The following is a 17378-nucleotide window of genomic DNA, read 5'->3' as shown; positions in this document are numbered from 1 at the left end:
GACAGTAGGTGTACGACGCCGAGTGAGGGGACGATGTCGCGACTCAGCCGCGAGAAGAAGCGGGAACAGAAGCAGGCCGCGCACGCGGCGACCCCGGCGGCGCCGATCGACGTCCATGTCCCCGGGACCGGCACGGACGTGGGCGGGGGAGCCGGCGGGGTGTCCGACGGTGCCTCCGTCGGCGGGGTCCCGGTCTTCGCGGCGCCCGGCGAGGAGATCCAGCGGGCCGTCCTGAACCGCCTCCACCACATCGCCCTCGCCACCGGCCATCCGGTCCTCGCGACGATCCGCGACGAGCGCATCGGCTACGTCGTCCCGCTCCAGGTCGACCCGGACGGCTCCAGTCACTTCACGGCCGAGCCGGTCGCCACGACCCCGCCCGAGCGGCAGCCTGCCCGAGGCGCCGACACGACGAACCTGCCTGGGCCACAGCCCGGCCGAGGCGCCGGAGCCACGACCCCGCCGGGGCAGCAGCCCGCCGGAGCCGCGTTCCCGCCTGAGCCGCAGCCCGCCCGAGGCGCCGGAGCCGCGACGCCTCCTGAGCGGCAGCCCGGCCGAGGCGCCGGAGCCGCGACGCCGCCGGGGCAGCAGCCCGCCGGAGCCACGACCCCGCCGGGGCAGCAGCCCGCCGGAGCTGCGTTCCCGCCTGAGCCGCAGCACGCCCGAGGCGCCGACGCCACGACCGGGCACGAGCCGCAGCACGCCCGGAGCGGCGGAGCCATGACCCCGCCGCCCGAGCCGCCGCACCCGCCCGGTGACAGCGCCACGCACGTGCTGCGTCCCGTGCCGGACTCCGGCAGCGGCTCGGCCCCGACGTTCCCGCTGCGGGCCGTGCCCGAGCCGCAGCCGGCCGAGGAACCCGTACCGACGTTCGAGCTGCGAGCCGTGCCGGAGTCGGCGGAACCCGCGCCGGAAGACGCGCCCCCGGCACCTGGTCCGGCGATGCCGCCCGGCACCGTCGCTGCGCCCACCGGCGCGTTCGGCCCGCCCCCGCCCATGGACGCGCGGCCGCTCCCCGTCCCCGAAGCCCAGCCGGCTCCGCGCCCCGCATCGGTCCCCGAAGACGCCCTGATCGCCGCCGACCCCGACCCCAAGCCCACGCCACCCCGCGGCTTCGACGCCGTCGCGGAGGCCGTGCTCGGGGACGAACCCCTCACCGCCCCGGGCGATTCCGCCGCACCCGCGCTCCTCGCGGAGCCGATCGCACGGATCAACGAGGCGGTGAAGGAGGGCAGGATCGAACAGGCCGCAGGCCTGGCGGAGCAGACCCTCGTGCAGGCGTCGGGAACGCTGGGACCGGAGCACCCCGAGGTGCTCCGGCTCAGCGAACTCACCGCTTACATCGCCTACTTGGCCGGAGACCCGCTCCGCGCCTTCCGTCTGTCGCTCGACCTGGCCGGTGCCCACCGCCGGGCCTGCGACGCGGAGGCCGCCTACGGCAACGTGGAGAGCGCGGCCACCGCCTGGCGGGCGGTGCGCGACCCGGCGCTCGGGCTGGAGCTCGGGCGGGACCTGATCGGCCTGTGGACGGAACTCGCCGCCGAGGGCGGACCGGCCGCCGAGGAGGTCGAGCAGCTGGAGTCGGCCCGCGCCCGCATGGGCCGCCTCACCGAACGGGCCCGCAGGCAGTAGGCGTGGTGCCGCCCGCCCTGATCCCGATCCTCGTCCTCAGCGTCGGACCGCTGCTGTGATGCTGCCCCGGGGGGCTACTCCGACAGCCCCCACACCGCGTACGCCAGGGCGTCGCTGTTGCGGTTCAGGGCGGTGTCGTTGATGTTGGCGGTGGTGTCGCAGGACGAGTGGTAGCAGCGGTCGAAGGACTGCCCGGCCGTACCGCCCCACTTGGCCGCCTGTGCCGCCGTCTTCGTCCGGCTGGCCCCGGTGAACAGGCCGCCCACCGGTACACCCGCGCTCTTGAACGGCGCATGGTCGGAGCGGCCGTCGCCCTCGGTCTCGATCTCGGTCGGGACGCCGATGCCGCCGAAGTAGTCCTTGAAGGTCTTCTCGATCGCCGGGTCGTCGTCGTAGACGAAGTAGCCGGGGTTCGGGGAGCCGATCATGTCGAAGTTCAGATAGGCGCTGATCTTCGAACGGTCTCCGGTGGTCAGCCGGTTGACGTAGTAGCGGGAGCCGACCAGGCCGAGCTCCTCCGCTCCCCACCAGGCGAACCGCAGGTGCTTGGTGGGCTTGTACTGCGCCCGGGACACGGCCAGGGCGGTCTCCAGGACGGCGGCGGAGCCCGAGCCGTTGTCGTTGATGCCGGGCCCGGAGGTGACGCTGTCGAGGTGCGAGCCGGCCATCACGACCTTGTTCGCGTCGCCGCCCGGCCAGTCGGCGATCAGGTTGTAGCCGGTGCGGCTGGAGGCGGTGAACTGCTGGATCGTCGTGGTGTATCCGGCCGCGTCCAGCTTGGCCTTGAGGTAGTCGAGCGAGGCCTTGTAGCCGGCCCGGCCGTGCGCCCGGTTGCCGCCGTTGGCGGTGGCTATGGACTGCAGCTGGGACAGGTGGCTCTTGACGTTCGCCACGTCTATGTCCGGCGCGGCGGCGGATCTGGAGGGAGCGGATGACGCGGCGTCCGCCACGGCACCGCCGGTCAGGAGCATGGCTGTTGCCATGCCGCCCGCGGCGACGGCGCGCGCGGAAACGGAGAGCTTCATGTGGGGGCTCCGGATTCCGTCAGGAGGCCCGTGGGGTGTCCACGGGCCGCCCACAGTGAATGGGGTGCCTGGATGGTGAAGCTGGTACTGACTCTCCGTCAAGATGCGTATCCGGCCAGGGCGTCATGGAGCGGGGCCGCCGTCGCGCAGGTCATTGCACGCAGAACTCGTTCCCCTCCGGGTCCGCCATCACGACCCACTCGCCGCCCTGCTCCTTCACCCGCCGCAGCGCACTGGCCCCGAGCCCCTCCAGCCGGGCGACCTCCTCGTCACGCCGCCCCCGGCCCGGGTGCAGATCGAGGTGCAGCCGGTTCTTGACCGTCTTGGCCTCCGGCACCCGCTGGAACAGCAGCCGCCGCCCCAGCCCGGTCCCGCTCTCCTCCTCGAACGGGTCCTCGGGGTGCCGTACGGCGACCAGGTCCTTGAAGGCGCGGCGGCCGTGGAACTCGACCGTGGCCTCCTCGGGCAGGGCGCCGAAACCGAGCAGCTTCCCGATCAGGGCGCTGTTGTCCTCGACCTCGTACCTCAGGGCGGCGGCCCAGAAGTCTGCCTGCGCGTGCGGGTCGCCGGCGTCGATGACGAGTTTCCAGTGCACGGGAGCGGGGGACGCGGGTGTCTGTGTCATGTAACCACTTATACTGGTTAGGTGAGTGGACGCACAGGGGAAACGCCGGATCGGACACCGGGCCTGATGCTGGTCTCGGGCGGGGGCAAGCCCTACCGCTTCGACCCCGGCACCCTGTGCCTGGAGCTGACGACGACGGGCGGCCCGGGGGCCTTCGCCCGCTGGGAAGTGCTGCACGAACCCGCCGACCTGGTCACCTGGGCCGAGCGCAGCCGACTGCAGGGCGGGCTCGACCTCACCGTCTCCGCGGAGGAACTGGAGCGGGCCCGCACCCTGCGCGACGCCGTGTTCCTGCTCGCCGCCGACCGCGCTCACGGCCGCCCCCTGCAGGCCGCCCACTTGGACGTCGTCAACGCCGCAGCGGCCGCGCCCCCGCTCATCGCCCGCATCGAGCCCGACGGCACCCGCTCCTGGGCCCCGGGCGCCACCGGCAGCCGGCTGCTCGCGACCGTCGCCCGCGATGCGATCGACCTGTTCACCGGGCCCTACGCCGACCGCGTCCGGGAGTGCGGCGCGCACAACTGCTACCTGCTCTTCGTCGACACCTCCCGCCCGGGCCGCCGCCGCTGGTGCGCGATGGAGCACTGCGGGAACCGCGAGAAGGCCCGAGTGCACCGCACCCGCCACGCCCCGGTGAAGCCGTAGCGTCCGCGGCTTCCGCCGGGAGTGGTACGCGGCCCGGGCCGCCACGCGCCTGTGAAGCCGTAGCATCCGCGACTTCCGCCGCGGGAGTTGTACGCGGCCCGGGCCGCCGCGGTGACCGCGGTCTACGGCCTGGCGCCCCCCGGGCCCGGCCCGGAGGCCACGCTCTCGGCGTTCCGCGCGGCACTGACCGTGCCGGTCGCGCTGGTGGTGCCGGGCACGCCGGTCTCGCTGGTGAGCGTCCGGGAGGCCCGGCGGGCGGCGCGCAACGCGTCCCAGGTGAGCAGCGTCAACGCCAGCCACACCAGCGCGAACCCGGCCCAGCGCTCGGGCGGCATCTCCTCGTGGAAGTAGAGGATGCCGAGCAGGAACTGGAAGACCGGCGTCAGGTACTGCAGCAGGCCGATGGTGGACAGCGGCACGCGGATGGCGGCCGCGCCGAAGCAGACCAGGGGGAGCGCGGTGACGATGCCGGCCGAGGCGAGCAGCGCCGCGTGCCCCGTGCCCTCGGCCGCGAAGGTGGAGTCACCCTGCGCGGTCAGCCAGACCAGGAAGGCGAGCGCGGGCAGGAACTGGATCGCGGTCTCGGCGGCCAGCGACTCGATGCCGCCGAGGCCCACCTTCTTCTTCACCAGCCCGTACGTGGCGAAGGAGAACGCGAGACAGAGCGAGATCCACGGGGGCCTGCCGTAGCCGATGGTCAGCACGACGACCGCCACGCCGCCGGTCCCGACCGCCGCCCACTGCACCGGCCGCAGCCGCTCCTTCAGCAGCAGCACGCCCATCGCGATGGTGACCAGCGGGTTGATGAAGTACCCGAGCGAGGCCTCGACGACGTGTCCGGAGTTCACGGACCAGATGTACAGGCCCCAGTTGACGGTGATGACCGCCGCGGCGACCGTGATCAGCGCCATTTTGCGGGGCTGGCGCAGCAGCTCACCGGCCCAGGACCAGCGGCGCAGTACGAGCAGGGCCGCACCCACGAAGACCAGCGACCACACCATCCGGTGGGCCAGGATCTCCGCCGCGCCGGCCGGCTTCAGCAGGGGCCAGAACAGGGGGACGAGCCCCCACATCCCGTAGGCCGCGAAGCCGTTCAGCAGTCCTATGTGCCGCTCACCCCTCGGCTTGCCGCTCACGTGCCCCTCCTCCGCGCCTGGCGTGCGTCCGCGTTCACGACGGTAACGCCGAGCGCCCCCGGCTGTCATGCCCGTATCGGCATACGGTCATGACAGCCGGGGGTGGGGCGGCTCAAGGGCCCGCCGGGGAAGTTCAGCCCTTGAGCGCCGTGGCGATGGCCTCGGAGAGCGGGGTGGTCGGACGGCCGGTCAGGCGCGACAGGTCACCGCTGGAGACGACCAGCTCGCCCTTCTCGATGGAGGCGTCGACGCCCGCGAGGATCTGCGCGAACGGCTCGGGCAGGCCCGCGCCGGTCAGGATGCCGACGAGGGCTTCGGGGGAGACGGCGCTGTAGGCGATCTCCTTGCCGGTCTGACGGCTCAGTTCCGCCGCGTACTCGGCGAAGCTCCACGGGGTGTCGCCGCCCAGCTCGTACGTCTTGTTCTCGTGTCCCTCGCCGGTCAGCACGGCGACGGCGGCGGCGGCGTAGTCGGCGCGGGCGGCGGAGGAGACCTTGCCCTCGCCGGCCGCGGCGACGACCGCGTTGTGCTCCAGCACCGGGGCGAGGTTCTCGGTGTAGTTCTCGTGGTACCAGCCGTTGCGCAGCAGCGTGTAGGGCACTCCGGAGTCCAGCAGGATCTCCTCGGTGCCGCGGTGGTCGTCGGCCAGCGCGGCGGTCAGGGTGCCGGGGGCGCTGGTGTAGGCGAGCAGGGCGACACCGGCGGCCTTGGCGGCGTCGATGACGACCTTGTGCTGCTGCACGCGGCCCTTGTCGAACTCGTTGCCGGAGACCAGCAGCACCTTGTCGCCGGCGGAGAACAGGCCGTCGAAGGAGGCGGGGGTGTTGTAGTCGGCGAGTGCGATCCTCACCCCGCGGTCGGCGAAGTCGGAGGCCTTGTCCGCGTTGCGCACGACCGCGGTGATCTGCTCGGCCGGGACCTTCTCCAGCAGCTGTTCCACGACGTGACGGCCGAGGTTTCCGGTGGCTCCGGTGACGACGATGCTCATGGTGAGGACTCTCCTTGTGGGGTGCGTTGGCACTAACCCTAGGAGATGCGCTAACTCTTGGAAAGTACCCACTTTGAAGTAAGGTACTGGCATGGCGGTAAGTGATAACGAAGCCCTGTGCCCGTACCGGCTGGTCCTGGAGCACGTGACCAGCCGCTGGGGCGTGCTCGTCCTGATCGAGCTCCTGGAGCGGCCGTACCGGTTCAGCGAGCTGCGCCGGACGATCAGCGGATACGGCGGCCGGGGCGTCAGCGAGAAGATGCTCACGCAGACCCTCCAGACCCTGGAGCGGGACGGGCTCGTCCACCGCGACGCCAAGCCCGTCATCCCGCCACGCGTCGACTACTCCCTCACCGGCCTGGGCCGCGAGGCCGCCGAACAGGTGCGGGCCCTGTCCCAGTGGACGCGCGACCGCATGGACGACGTGGAGAAGGCGCGGCAGACATATGACGAGACCCGGGCCGCCTCCTAGCGGTCCGGGCCTCGGGTCGGGCCGGCAGGTCAGCCCACGACCGTCCAGGTGTCGCCACCCGCCAGCAGCGCACCCAGGTCGCCCTTGCCGTGCTGCTCGATCGCGGTGTCGAGCTGATCGGCCATCTGCGTGTCGTAGACGGGCCGCTCGACCGAGCGCAGGACACCGATCGGGGTGTGGTGCAGAGTGTCCGGATCGGCGAGGCGGGACAGCGCGAACGCCGTGGTCGGGGAGGGGGAATGCGCGTCGTGGACGAGCACCTGTGCCTCGTTGTCCGGCGTCACCGCGACCACCTTCAGGTCTCCGGTCAGCGGGTCCCGCACGACGCCCTTGGCCTGATCTGCACCGAAGCGGATCGGCTTGCCGTGCTCCAGCCGGATCACGGCCTCCTCGGCCTGCTGCTTGTCCTTCAGGGCGTCGAAGGCACCGTCGTTGAAGATGTTGCAGTTCTGGTAGATCTCGATCAGCGCCGTGCCCTGGTGGGCGGCGGCCTGGCGCAGCACCTCCGTCAGGTGCTTGCGGTCCGAGTCCACCGTCCGCGCCACGAAGGACGCCTCCGCGCCGATCGCCAGCGACACCGGGTTGAACGGCGCGTCCAGCGAACCCATCGGCGTCGACTTCGTGATCTTCCCGACCTCGGAGGTCGGCGAGTACTGGCCCTTGGTCAGACCGTAGATCCGGTTGTTGAACAGCAGGATCTTGAGGTTGACGTTGCGGCGCAGCGCGTGGATCAGGTGATTGCCGCCGATGGACAGCGCGTCGCCGTCACCCGTGACGACCCACACCGACAGGTCCCGGCGGGAGCTGGCCAGACCCGTGGCGATGGCGGGCGCGCGGCCGTGGATCGAGTGCATCCCGTACGTGTTCATGTAGTACGGGAAACGGGAGGAGCAGCCGATGCCCGAGACGAAGACGATGTTCTCCTTCGCCAGCCCCAGCTCCGGCATGAAGCCCTGCACCGCGGCGAGGATGGCGTAGTCGCCGCAGCCCGGGCACCAGCGCACTTCCTGATCGGACTTGAAGTCCTTCATCGACTGCCTGCCCTCGGCCTTGGGGACCAGGGACAGTGCTTCGACGGTGCGGGTGCCTGTCGTGGACGTCTCAGCCATCGATGGCCTCCTTCAGAGCCGCGGCGAGCTGCTCCGCCTTGAACGGCATGCCGTTGACCTGGGTGTACGAGTGGGCGTCGACCAGGTACTTCGCCCGGATGAGCGTGGCGAGCTGCCCGAGGTTCATCTCGGGGATCACCACCTTGTCGTAACGCTCCAGCACGGAACCCAGATTCCGCGGGAAGGGGTTGAGATGGCGCAGATGCGCCTGCGCGACGGACTCCCCGGCCCTGCGCAGCCGCCGCACCGCCGCCGTGATCGGGCCGTACGTCGAGCCCCAGCCCAGGACCAGCGTCCGGGCCTGGTGCGGGTCGTCCACCTCGACGTCCGGGACGTCGATGCCGTCGATCTTCGCCTGCCGGGTGCGCACCATGAAGCCGTGGTTGGCCGGGTCGTAGGAGATGTTGCCCGTGCCGTCCTGCTTCTCGATGCCGCCGATGCGGTGCTCCAGGCCCGGCGTGCCCGGGATCGCCCACGGGCGGGCCAGCGTCTGCGGGTCGCGCTTGTACGGCCAGAACACCTCGGAGCCGTCGTCGAGCGTGTGGTTCGGGCCCTGGGCGAACTGCACCCGCAGGTCCGGCAGCTCCTCGATGTCCGGGATCCGCCAGGGCTCGGAGCCGTTGGCCAGGTAACCGTCGGACAGCAGGAACACCGGCGTGCGGTACGTCAGTGCGATCCGCGCCGCCTCCAGCGCGGCGTCGAAGCAGTCCGCCGGGGTACGCGGCGCGACCACCGGCACCGGAGCCTCGCCGTTGCGCCCGTACATCGCCTGCAGCAGGTCCGCCTGCTCGGTCTTGGTGGGCAGACCCGTCGACGGACCGCCGCGCTGGATGTCCACGATCAGCAGCGGCAGCTCCAGCGAGACCGCGAGACCGATCGTCTCCGACTTCAGCGCCACACCCGGACCGCTCGTCGTGGTCACGGCCAGCGAACCACCGAAGGCCGCGCCCAGCGCGGCCCCGATGCCTGCGATCTCGTCCTCCGCCTGGAAGGTCCGCACGCCGAAGTTCTTGTGTTTGCTCAGCTCGTGCAGGATGTCCGACGCCGGAGTGATCGGGTACGACCCCAGGTACAGCGGCAGATCCGCCTGCCGGCTCGCCGCGACCAGCCCGTACGACAGGGCGAGGTTGCCGGAGATGTTGCGGTACACACCCGGCGGGAACGCCGTGGCAGCCGGGGCGACCTCGTAGGAGACGGCGAAGTCCTCCGTCGTCTCGCCGAAGTTCCAGCCGGCCCGGAACGCCGCGACGTTGGCCGCCGCGATGTCGGGCTTCTTCGCGAACTTCGACTTCAGGAACTTCTCGGTGCCCTCGGTGGGCCGGTGGTACATCCAGCTCAGCAGGCCCAGCGCGAACATGTTCTTGCTGCGCTCGGCCTCCTTGCGGCTGAGGTCGAACTCCTTGAGCGCCTCGACCGTCAGCGTGGTCAGCGGCACGGGGTGCAGGTGGTAGCCGTCCAGCGACCCGTCCTCCAGCGGAGACGTCTCGTAGCCGACCTTCTGCATCGCCCGCTTGGTGAACTCGTCCGTGTTGACGATCACCTCGGCGCCGCGCGGCAGGTCGCCGATGTTCGCCTTCAGCGCGGCCGGGTTCATCGCCACCAGCACGTTCGGCGCGTCGCCGGGCGTGAGGATGTCGTGGTCGGCGAAGTGCAACTGGAAGGACGACACACCCGGCAGGGTCCCGGCGGGTGCCCTGATCTCGGCCGGGAAGTTCGGCAGTGTCGACAGGTCGTTGCCGAACGACGCGGTCTCCGAAGTGAAACGGTCACCGGTGAGCTGCATACCGTCACCCGAGTCCCCCGCGAACCTGATGATCACCCGGTCCAGGCGACGCACGTCCTTCGCGCCCGCCGCTTTGCGCTGCTCTCCTACGACTGCTTCGTCGGCCTGCTCCGCTGGGCTACTGACCTGGCTGGTCACTGAACTGGACCTCCCTTGAGGACGCTGTCCGGGACAGGCCTTCCCGCAGGCCTTCCCAGGATCAACACTACGACCGCAAGGGCCGCGTTCTCCGGGTCATTCGAATCTTGGACACGATTTCGGCATGGTTATGCGTCCGCCTTTGTCCGGGTTTCCGGGGTCAGGGATCGTGAACGTCAGGTGTTGAGATACGTCAGCACGGCCAGGACCCTGCGGTGGTCCCCCTCGCTCGGGGACAGCCCCAGCTTCAGGAAGATGTTGCTGACGTGCTTCTCCACCGCCCCGTCGCTGACCACGAGCTGCCGCGCGATCGCCGAGTTCGTCCGCCCCTCGGCCATCAGCCCCAGCACCTCACGCTCCCTCGGGGTGAGCCCCGCCAGCACGTCCTGCTTGCGGCTGCGGCCCAGCAGCTGCGCGACCACCTCCGGGTCGAGCGCCGTACCGCCCTCCGCCACCCGCACCACCGCGTCCACGAACTCCCGTACCTCGGCGACCCTGTCCTTCAGCAGGTAGCCGACACCCCGGCTGGACCCCGCGAGCAGCTCCGTGGCGTAGCGCTCCTCCACGTACTGCGACAGCACCAGCACCCCGAGCCCCGGGTGGGCCCTGCGCAGCTGCACCGCCGCCCGCACGCCCTCGTCGGTGTGCGTCGGCGGCATACGGACGTCCGCCACCACCACGTCCGGCAGCTCGCCCTGCGCGTCCAGCTCCGTGATGGTCTTGATCAGCGCCTCACCGTCACCCACACCGGCGACGACGTCGTGCCCCCGGTCGGTCAGCAGCCGGGTCAGGCCCTCCCTGAGCAGCACTGAATCCTCGGCGATGACCACCCGCACCCTGTCCTCCACGATGTCCGGTCCCCCACAGCACGATGCCGCCCGTCCGCAGCCCACAACGGCTGCGCGCCCACCCGTGCGACGGGTCCAGCATTTCAGGGTCGGGGGGTGGTTGGGGGAAGGAGCGGCTTCTTGTCCGGCCGAATCGAGGGCGGGCCTGCTTCCTGGATGCACCGCCTGGGCTGACTGGCCCTGGCCCCGTCGCCCCCGGCCCCACGGCCGGTCAGGAGCAGCGGCCCGCCTCCCGCCTCACCGTGTCGAGTGGTGGGTGGGCGAAGGCCGGGGACCCGGGGAGCGGAACCCCCTGGCAGGGCCACAGGAGCGGAGCCCCGGCACCAGCCCGGACCGGAGGTCACCGCACATGAGCCCCCCGCCACGGCAGCTCCGCGGTCACCCGGGTCGGGCCGCCCGCCGGCGAGTCCACCACCAGGATCCCGTCCACCGCGTCGAGCCGGTCCACCAGCCCCGCCAGACCCGACCCCCGGGACACGTCGGCCCCGCCCACGCCGTTGTCCACGACCTGCAGCATCAGCCGGTCCTCCGTCCGCCACACTTCCACGCCGGCCCAGGTGGCCCGCGCGTGCTTGCTGATGTTCTGCAGCAGCTCCGACACCGTGAAATACGCGATCCCCTCGATCGCCGGCGCCGGCCGCTCCGCCAGGTCGACCTCGACCTGCACCGGCACCGTGCAGCGCGAGGCGACCGAGGACAGGGCCGCGTCCAGGCCGCGGTCGGTCAGGACCGCCGGGTGGATGCCGCGCGCCAGGTCCCGCAGCTCCTGCAGCGCCGTCTTCACCTCGCCGTGCGCCTCGTCCACCATCCGCGCGGCCGCCCGCGGATCCTCCTGGAGCTTCTCCTTCGCCAGACCCAGATCCATGGCCAGCGCCACCAGCCGGGCCTGCGCCCCGTCGTGCAGGTCCCGCTCGATGCGCCGCAGATCGGCCGCCGCGGTGTCGACCACCACCCCCCGGTCCGACTCCAGCTCCACCACCCGCGAGGCCAGCCGCGACGGCCCGAGCAGCCCGTGCACCAGCAACTGGTCCACCACCGTCAGCGCCCGCACGATCCACGGCGTGGCGATCGTGAACAGCAACCCCACCAGCGCGGTCACCGTGATCTCGAAGGGGTTGTCGAGGCGGATCCGGTGCGCTCCGTCGCCGTACAGCTGGAACCCGTCCGGGCCGGCGTGCATCGGGAGCACCCAGAACCACAGCGGGTACGTCAGCAGCGCCCAGCCCATCACCCACACGCTCACGGCGACGGTGAACGAGAAAACCGCCCAGGGCAGATGCAGCACCGTGTACAGCAGGGCCCGCCACGAGACGCCGCTCTTGAGGACGGCCCCCATCCACGCCATCGCGCCCGGCTTGGGCATCCGCAGCGGCTCCGGCTCACCCACCTCCAGCCCCAGCAGCGCCCGCGCCCGCGTCCGCTCCAGCGCCCCGAAGCCGCGGCACCCGGCGAGCGCCACCGCCAGCACCGGAATGCCGAGGAACGTGACCAGCAGTCCCGCTCCCAGCGACACCATCGTCACCGCGTAGGTGAACATCAGGATGCCGAGCGGCAGGCTGAGCAGCACATGGGCGAGCTCGCGCCAGGTGCGGCCCTCGACCGGCGCCCGCAGCACGGCCGGCAGCCGGTGCCGCCGTTCGGTGCTCCCGGGGAACCCGGGTCCGCTGTCGAGCCCGTACCCGTGTCCGTACTCCGTGGCCATCGGCGCCGTCCTTCTCCTCGTCCCGCGGTTGTGCTCCCGTACCTCCACCCTGCTCCGCCGCAGGTCGGCGGACCATGGAGTACGTCGGCGTGTTGAACGGGGGGTTTTCCCTACCGCAGGGCCGCGGACCGCTCACGCCACGGCAGTTCCGCCGTGACCGTCGTCGGGCCGCCCTCGGGCGAGTCCAGGACGAACAGCCCGTCCACGGCGTCCAGCCGGTCCGCCAGGCCCTTCATCCCCGTACCGCCGTCCAGGCTCGCGCCGCCACCACCGTCGTCCCACACCTGAATCAGCAGCCGGGTGTCGGTCCGCCACACATCCACCGAGGCCGACTTCGCCCTGCTGTGCTTGCTGACGTTCTGCAGCAGCTCCGAGACGGTGAAGTAGGCGATGCCCTCGATGGCCGCGGCCGGCCGCTCCGGCAGATCCACCGTCACCTTCACCGGCACCGTGCAGCGCGAGGCGACCGAGGACAGGGCCGCGTCCAGGCCGCGGTCGGTCAGGACCGCCGGGTGGATGCCGCGCGCCAGGTCCCGCAGCTCCTGCAGCGCCAGCTTCACCTCGCCATGCGCCTCCTCGACCATCGCCGCCGCCGCATCGGGATCCTCCAGCACCTTCTCCTTCGCCAGGCCGAGCCCCATCGCCAGATTGACCAGCCGGGCCTGCGCCCCGTCGTGCAGATCCCGCTCGATGCGCCGCAGGTCGGCCGCGGCCGTGTCCACCACGACCCCCCGGTCCGACTCCAGCTCGGCGATCCGCCGCTCCAGCTCGTCGGAGGGCGACAGCAACGCCCGCACCATGGCCCGGTCGGCGTTGGCCAGCCCCCGTGCGATGAACGGCAGCACCGGCCACAGCACGAACAGCGACGCCAGCGTCACGGTGAAGGTGAGCACGCCCCACGGCAGCCGGATGAACTCGTACAGGACCGTGCGCCAGCCCACCGGGTCCTTCAGCTGCATCCACAACCGCTGGAAGAAGCCGCCCTCACCCCGCAGCCGCAGTCGGCTCGGCTCCTCGATCCGCACCCCGAGCAGCGCCCGGGCCCGCGCCCGCTCCAGCCGGCCCAGCTGCCGCGCGCCCATGAGGCCGGCCGCGAGCAGCGGGAACCCGACCACCGTGACGGTCAGCCCGAAACCGACGGACAGCATCGTCACGACATAGGTGAAACCGACCAGCGCGACCGGAAGGTTGGCCAGCAGGTGCGCGATCTCTTTCCAGGAGTGCCGGTCAAAGGCGAGCCGGGCCGGCGGCGGACGGTCGTCCGGCCCGGTGGCCGACCGGGCCGGACTCGTGCCCGGGGACGGGATACGTTGGGTCATATGCGTTAGCGTGCCCGGCGGCGGACGGCTGCGCCATGAGGTGGACCGCCAGGATCGACTGAGGAAAACCCCACCCCCGTATGCCCGGCGGTGACGGGCTGCTTACCCTGCCCTTATCAGGGCCTAGACTCCCGTGCGTACAGATCGTCGAACGGCGGCGCCCCAGTGGGCCGCGGCATCGTCGAAGGATCCAGGTCCGAATTCTGAGGGAGCGAGGGACGGACGTGCCGGAACCGACCGTCGTCACCACGACCGTCGTCGCGGCGGACTACTTCCAGTCCTACTCGGTCGTCGGACTGCTCGCCGTGATCGGTGTGCTGTTCGTCGCCGTCGCCTTCGGGGCCGGCCGCCTGCTGCGGCCCGTGGTCCCCACCCCCGAGAAGCTCCTGACGTACGAGTGCGGCGTCGACCCCGTCGGCGAGGGCTGGGCCCACACCCAGGTCCGCTACTACGTCTACGCCTTCCTCTACGTGATCTTCGCCGTCGACTCGATCTTCCTGTTCCCCTGGGCGACCGTCTTCGCCGCCCCCGGCTACGGCGCGACGACCCTGGCCGAGATGTTCATCTTCCTCGGCTTCCTGGCGGTCGGCCTGCTCTACGCCTACAAGAAGGGCGTCCTGGCATGGACGTGAACCCCTCGGTGTCCGAGCCTGTTCTGCTGCCCGAGCCCAAGCGGCTGGGCGCCCTGGCCCGCCTCGCCCCCGAGCCGATGAAGGTCGTCCTCAACTGGGGCCGCCGCTACTCGCTCTGGGTCTTCAACTTCGGCCTCGCCTGCTGCGCGATCGAGTTCATCGCCGCGTCGATGGCCCGCCACGACTTCATCCGCCTCGGCGTCATCCCGTTCGCCCCGGGCCCCCGCCAGGCCGACCTGATGGTCGTCTCCGGCACGGTCACGGACAAGATGGCCCCGGCCGTGAAGCGCCTCTACGAGCAGATGCCGGAACCGAAGTACGTCATCTCCTTCGGCGCGTGCAGCAACTGCGGCGGCCCCTACTGGGACTCGTACTCCGTCACCAAGGGCGTCGACCAGATCATCCCCGTCGACGTCTACGTCCCCGGCTGCCCGCCCCGCCCCGAGGCGCTGCTCCAGGGCATCCTGAAACTCCAGGAGAAGATCGCCCGCGAGTCGCTGGGGGAGCGGTACGGCAGCGGCGCGGGGCGTCCTTCGGCGGCGGCGCTGCAGAGCGGACTGGTGCGGCCGCCCGCACCGGAGACGACCTCGGGGGAGGTGCGATGACCGCCGTCGGCTGGCTGCCCGCCACCGCCGAGGAGCTCTTCGGCCCGGACGCCACGGCCGAGGAGTCCTACGAGGTCCTGACGGTCGACGTCCCCCCGGCAGCCTGGATCACCGCCCTGGAGACCGCCCGCGACCGCCTCGGCTGCACCTACTTCGACTGGCTGAGCGCCGTCGACGAACCGGGCACCGGCTTCCGCGTCGCGGCCCACGTCGCCGCGCTCTCCCCCGTTCGACGCCTCCTGCTGCGTACGACCGTCCCGCACGAGGCACCCACCCTGCCCTCGGCGGTCGACGTCTACGCGGGCGCCGCCTGGCACGAACGCGAGACGTACGAGATGTTCGGCATCATCTTCGAAGGCCACCCGGCGCTGGACCACCTGCTCCTGCCCGAGAACTTCGAAGGCCACCCCCTGCGCAAGGACTTCGTCCTGGCTGCCCGCGTCGCCAAGGCCTGGCCCGGCGCGAAGGAGCCGGGCGAGTCGGAACACGGCGGCCCCAAGCGCCGTCAGATGCTCCCGCCCGGCGTCCCCGACCCCAACGAATGGGGCCCCCTCAAGGGCCAACTCCCGCCGGCCCCCGCCCGCCCGGCCCGCGGCCCGGCCCGTGCCGCGGGCGAACGCCCCGCCCGAGCCGCGGCACGCCCCGCGGGAGAACGCCCGGCGGGAGAACGCCCGGCGGGAGAACGCCCCGCGGGAGAACGCCCCGCCCGCCGAACCCGCTCGGCATCGGAAGGCTCGGCGAGCCAGTCCGGAGCCGGAACGGAGACTCAGCCCCCGGGTGCGCAGGCTTCGACCGCCGGTGAGCAGTCGCCGGTTGCTCCGCGTCGTGCGCGTACGGCTGCCGGAGGTTCGGCGAGTCAGTCTGCTCCCGGCGCGCAGGCTCCGGCTGCGGACGCGGCGGCTTCGGCCCCCGGCACGGAGACGGCTCCGGCTGTTCCGCGTCGGGCGCGTACGGCTGCGGACGGCTCGGCGAGCCAGTCGACGCCCGAGGAGCCGACTGCCCGGGCGTCGGCGGGACCGCGGCGAAACCGCTCGGCGGCACAGGGGTCGGCAAGCCAGCAGCCCAACGACCCGGCATCCCGGGCGCCCGGCTCCGTATCCCCGCAGGATGGTTCCGAGTCCGCGATGCCCGGTTCCGGGTCTGCCACCCCGCGCAGCTCGGACGCCCCCTGGCACCACGCCCGTCCCGCCTTCGACGAACCGGCCCCCGAACCGTCTCCGGAGGCAGCGCAGTTGCCGGCTCCAGAGCCGTCGGACGAGTCGCAGACCTCCGAGCCTGCGGACAACCCTGAGTCCTCGGAAACTCCCGAGAGCCCCACCAGCCCGCCGACCGGCCCAGGCCCGGAAACCCCGGGGGCCTCGGAAACCCCAGGCGCCTCCGATACCCCAGACGCCCCGGGCACCTCCGCCCCGGATACGTCGGCAACCCCGGATACCTCGGCAACCCCGGACACCCCGGGCGCCTCGGAAACCCCAGGCACCTCCGATAATCCCGGCGCCTCCGATACCCCAGACGCCCCGGGCACCTCGGCCACCCCGGTCACCCCGGATACCTCGGCCATCCCGGATGCTTCGGCCACCCCGGATACTGCGAACTCGGCGAACGCGCCGAAGCCCACGGGCGACGACGCGAAGCCCACGGGCGACGACGCGAAGCCCACGGACGACGAAGCGAAGCCCACCGCCAACCCTGGCGACACCGGGGATTCCGCCCGCCCCGCCAATCCCGAGGACCCCACAGGAGGCCCGCAGTGAACGACGTGCTCGACGTCGCCCTGCGACTTCTGGTCGTCTTCGTCGTCTTCCTCACCTTCCCCCTGATCATCGGCCAGACCGAACACAAGGTCATGGCCCACATGCAGGGCCGCCTCGGCCCCATGTACGCCGGCGGCTTCCACGGCTGGGCCCAGCTGATCGCCGACGGCGTGAAGTTCGCGCAGAAGGAGGACGTCGTCCCCGCGGGTGCCGACCGCCGCATCTTCCAACTGGCCCCCGCCGTCGCCCTCCTGCCCTACCTCCTCGTCCTGCTCGCCATCCCCATCGGCCCCGGCGAGGGAGCCGTCGGGCAGGTCATCGACGCGGGTGTCTTCTTCGTCCTGGCCGTCATGGGCGTGGGCGTCCTCGGCTCGCTCATGGCCGGCTGGGCGTCCGCGAACAAGTTCTCCCTCCTCGGCGGCCTGCGCACCGCCGCCCAGCTCCTCGCCTACGAACTGCCGATGCTTCTGACCGCCGCCTCGGTGGCGATGGCGGCCGGCACCGTCTCCCTCCCCGGCATCCTCGACGCCTTCGAGTGGTGGTGGCTGCCCTGGCAGATCATCGGCGCGATCGTCTTCTTCGTGGCCGGCCTCGCCGAACTCCAGCGCCCGCCCTTCGACATGCCCGTCGCCGACTCGGAGATCATCTTCGGCGCCTACACCGAGTACACCGGCCTCCGTTTCGCTCTCTTCCTCCTCGCCGAGTACGCCGGAATCGTCGTCCTGTGCGGCCTGACCACCGTCCTCTTCCTGGGCGGCTGGCACGGCCCCTGGGGCGCAGACGGCCTCGGCTGGGTCTGGACCCTGCTGAAGACCGCCGTCCTCGCCTTCCTCGTGATCTGGCTGCGCGTCACCTACCCGCGCCTGCGCGAGGACCAGCTCCAGAAGCTCGCCTGGACTCTCCTCGTCCCCCTCTCCCTCGCCCAGATCGCCCTCACCGGCATCGTCAAGGTGGTGATCCAGTAA

General features: G+C 71.7%; 16 protein-coding genes. 7 read left to right on the top strand and 9 right to left on the bottom strand.

Going from position 1 to position 17378, the window contains the following annotated elements; genetic code table 11:
• Positions 1–33 precede the first annotated feature (33 nt).
• On the top strand, positions 34–1632 hold the full coding sequence (locus ACZ7EG_RS09135; protein ID WP_471074360.1) for a tetratricopeptide repeat protein: 1599 nt from the start codon (positions 34–36) through the stop codon (positions 1630–1632).
• Between the two features lie 74 nt (positions 1633–1706).
• Here ACZ7EG_RS09135 and ACZ7EG_RS09130 read toward each other — a convergent pair whose 3' ends face one another.
• Entirely contained in the window at positions 1707–2657 is a 951-nt protein-coding gene (locus ACZ7EG_RS09130; protein WP_471074357.1) for a M28 family metallopeptidase, read from the bottom strand.
• Positions 2658–2808: 151 nt separating this feature from the next.
• The gene (locus tag ACZ7EG_RS09125; protein ID WP_471074354.1) at positions 2809–3282 is read right to left on the bottom strand and encodes a VOC family protein; all 474 of its coding nucleotides are present in this window, start codon (positions 3280–3282) and stop codon (positions 2809–2811) included.
• 66 nt (positions 3283–3348) lie between these two features.
• Here ACZ7EG_RS09125 and ACZ7EG_RS09120 point away from each other — a divergent pair, with 66 nt between their 5' ends.
• On the top strand, positions 3349–3927 hold the full coding sequence (locus tag ACZ7EG_RS09120; protein ID WP_471074888.1) for a CGNR zinc finger domain-containing protein: 579 nt from the start codon (positions 3349–3351) through the stop codon (positions 3925–3927).
• 122 nt (positions 3928–4049) lie between these two features.
• Here the strand turns inward: ACZ7EG_RS09120 and rarD are convergent, their stop codons facing one another.
• Complete coding sequence (gene rarD, locus ACZ7EG_RS09115; RefSeq protein WP_471074885.1) at positions 4050–5000, bottom strand: EamA family transporter RarD; 951 nt, start codon at positions 4998–5000, stop codon at positions 4050–4052.
• 196 nt (positions 5001–5196) lie between these two features.
• Entirely contained in the window at positions 5197–6051 is an 855-nt protein-coding gene (locus ACZ7EG_RS09110) for an SDR family oxidoreductase (RefSeq protein WP_471074351.1), read from the bottom strand.
• A gap of 91 nt (positions 6052–6142) precedes the next feature.
• On the opposite strand from ACZ7EG_RS09110, the gene ACZ7EG_RS09105 reads away from it, so the two are divergent.
• A complete protein-coding gene (locus ACZ7EG_RS09105) occupies positions 6143–6523 on the top strand; it encodes a winged helix-turn-helix transcriptional regulator (RefSeq protein WP_471074348.1) in 381 nt (126 codons plus the stop codon).
• A 29-nt stretch (positions 6524–6552) separates the two neighbouring features.
• On the opposite strand, the gene ACZ7EG_RS09100 is transcribed toward ACZ7EG_RS09105, so the two are convergent.
• The 5 genes from ACZ7EG_RS09100 to ACZ7EG_RS09080 form a co-directional block, all read right to left on the bottom strand.
• On the bottom strand, positions 6553–7632 hold the full coding sequence (locus tag ACZ7EG_RS09100) for a 2-oxoacid:ferredoxin oxidoreductase subunit beta (RefSeq protein ID WP_471074345.1): 1080 nt from the start codon (positions 7630–7632) through the stop codon (positions 6553–6555).
• Positions 7625–9553 (bottom strand): 2-oxoacid:acceptor oxidoreductase subunit alpha, encoded by a 1929-nt coding sequence (locus ACZ7EG_RS09095; RefSeq protein ID WP_471074342.1) that lies wholly within the window; start codon positions 9551–9553, stop codon positions 7625–7627. Before ACZ7EG_RS09095 ends, ACZ7EG_RS09100 begins: the two co-directional genes overlap by 8 nt.
• Before the next feature lie 176 nt (positions 9554–9729).
• Positions 9730–10401, bottom strand: a complete 672-nt coding sequence (locus ACZ7EG_RS09090; protein ID WP_471074340.1) for a LuxR C-terminal-related transcriptional regulator — start codon at positions 10399–10401, stop codon at positions 9730–9732.
• A gap of 340 nt (positions 10402–10741) precedes the next feature.
• On the bottom strand, positions 10742–12103 hold the full coding sequence (locus ACZ7EG_RS09085) for a sensor histidine kinase (RefSeq protein ID WP_471074337.1): 1362 nt from the start codon (positions 12101–12103) through the stop codon (positions 10742–10744).
• 110 nt (positions 12104–12213) lie between these two features.
• Complete coding sequence (locus tag ACZ7EG_RS09080) at positions 12214–13422, bottom strand: sensor histidine kinase (protein ID WP_471074334.1); 1209 nt, start codon at positions 13420–13422, stop codon at positions 12214–12216.
• A 224-nt stretch (positions 13423–13646) separates the two neighbouring features.
• On the opposite strand from ACZ7EG_RS09080, the gene ACZ7EG_RS09075 reads away from it, so the two are divergent.
• Genes ACZ7EG_RS09075 through ACZ7EG_RS09060 form a run of 4 tightly spaced genes read left to right on the top strand, consistent with a single transcriptional unit; the run spans position 13647 to position 17378 of the window.
• Complete coding sequence (locus ACZ7EG_RS09075) at positions 13647–14054, top strand: NADH-quinone oxidoreductase subunit A (protein ID WP_104785621.1); 408 nt, start codon at positions 13647–13649, stop codon at positions 14052–14054.
• Positions 14045–14659, top strand: coding sequence for an NADH-quinone oxidoreductase subunit B (locus ACZ7EG_RS09070; RefSeq protein WP_471074331.1), 615 nt, complete (start codon positions 14045–14047; stop codon positions 14657–14659). Before ACZ7EG_RS09075 ends, ACZ7EG_RS09070 begins: the two co-directional genes overlap by 10 nt.
• Positions 14656–16413 (top strand): NADH-quinone oxidoreductase subunit C, encoded by a 1758-nt coding sequence (locus tag ACZ7EG_RS09065; RefSeq protein ID WP_471074328.1) that lies wholly within the window; start codon positions 14656–14658, stop codon positions 16411–16413. The genes ACZ7EG_RS09070 and ACZ7EG_RS09065 overlap by 4 nt, the downstream gene beginning before the upstream one ends.
• Positions 16410–17378: a complex I subunit 1/NuoH family protein gene (locus ACZ7EG_RS09060; protein ID WP_104785612.1), complete on the top strand. Its 969-nt coding sequence runs from the start codon at positions 16410–16412 to the stop codon at positions 17376–17378. The genes ACZ7EG_RS09065 and ACZ7EG_RS09060 overlap by 4 nt, the downstream gene beginning before the upstream one ends.

Source organism: Streptomyces sp. NPDC037100 (assembly GCF_055606225.1).
This window is presented reverse-complemented; position numbering and strand designations above follow the sequence as displayed.

What these genes read in the sequence shown, in the direction of transcription:
- ACZ7EG_RS09135 (WP_471074360.1), top strand. Translation starts at nt 34, where the DNA reads ATGTCGCGACTCAGCCGCGAGAAGAAGCGGGAACAGAAGCAGGCCGCG.
- ACZ7EG_RS09130 (WP_471074357.1), bottom strand. Translation starts at nt 2,657, where the DNA reads ATGAAGCTCTCCGTTTCCGCGCGCGCCGTCGCCGCGGGCGGCATGGCA.
- ACZ7EG_RS09125 (WP_471074354.1), bottom strand. Translation starts at nt 3,282, where the DNA reads ATGACACAGACACCCGCGTCCCCCGCTCCCGTGCACTGGAAACTCGTC.
- ACZ7EG_RS09120 (WP_471074888.1), top strand. Translation starts at nt 3,349, where the DNA reads ATGCTGGTCTCGGGCGGGGGCAAGCCCTACCGCTTCGACCCCGGCACC.
- rarD (WP_471074885.1), bottom strand. Translation starts at nt 5,000, where the DNA reads ATGTGGGGGCTCGTCCCCCTGTTCTGGCCCCTGCTGAAGCCGGCCGGC.
- ACZ7EG_RS09110 (WP_471074351.1), bottom strand. Translation starts at nt 6,051, where the DNA reads ATGAGCATCGTCGTCACCGGAGCCACCGGAAACCTCGGCCGTCACGTC.
- ACZ7EG_RS09105 (WP_471074348.1), top strand. Translation starts at nt 6,143, where the DNA reads ATGGCGGTAAGTGATAACGAAGCCCTGTGCCCGTACCGGCTGGTCCTG.
- ACZ7EG_RS09100 (WP_471074345.1), bottom strand. Translation starts at nt 7,632, where the DNA reads ATGGCTGAGACGTCCACGACAGGCACCCGCACCGTCGAAGCACTGTCC.
- ACZ7EG_RS09085 (WP_471074337.1), bottom strand. Translation starts at nt 12,103, where the DNA reads ATGGCCACGGAGTACGGACACGGGTACGGGCTCGACAGCGGACCCGGG.
- ACZ7EG_RS09080 (WP_471074334.1), bottom strand. Translation starts at nt 13,422, where the DNA reads ATGACCCAACGTATCCCGTCCCCGGGCACGAGTCCGGCCCGGTCGGCC.
- ACZ7EG_RS09070 (WP_471074331.1), top strand. Translation starts at nt 14,045, where the DNA reads ATGGACGTGAACCCCTCGGTGTCCGAGCCTGTTCTGCTGCCCGAGCCC.
- ACZ7EG_RS09065 (WP_471074328.1), top strand. Translation starts at nt 14,656, where the DNA reads ATGACCGCCGTCGGCTGGCTGCCCGCCACCGCCGAGGAGCTCTTCGGC.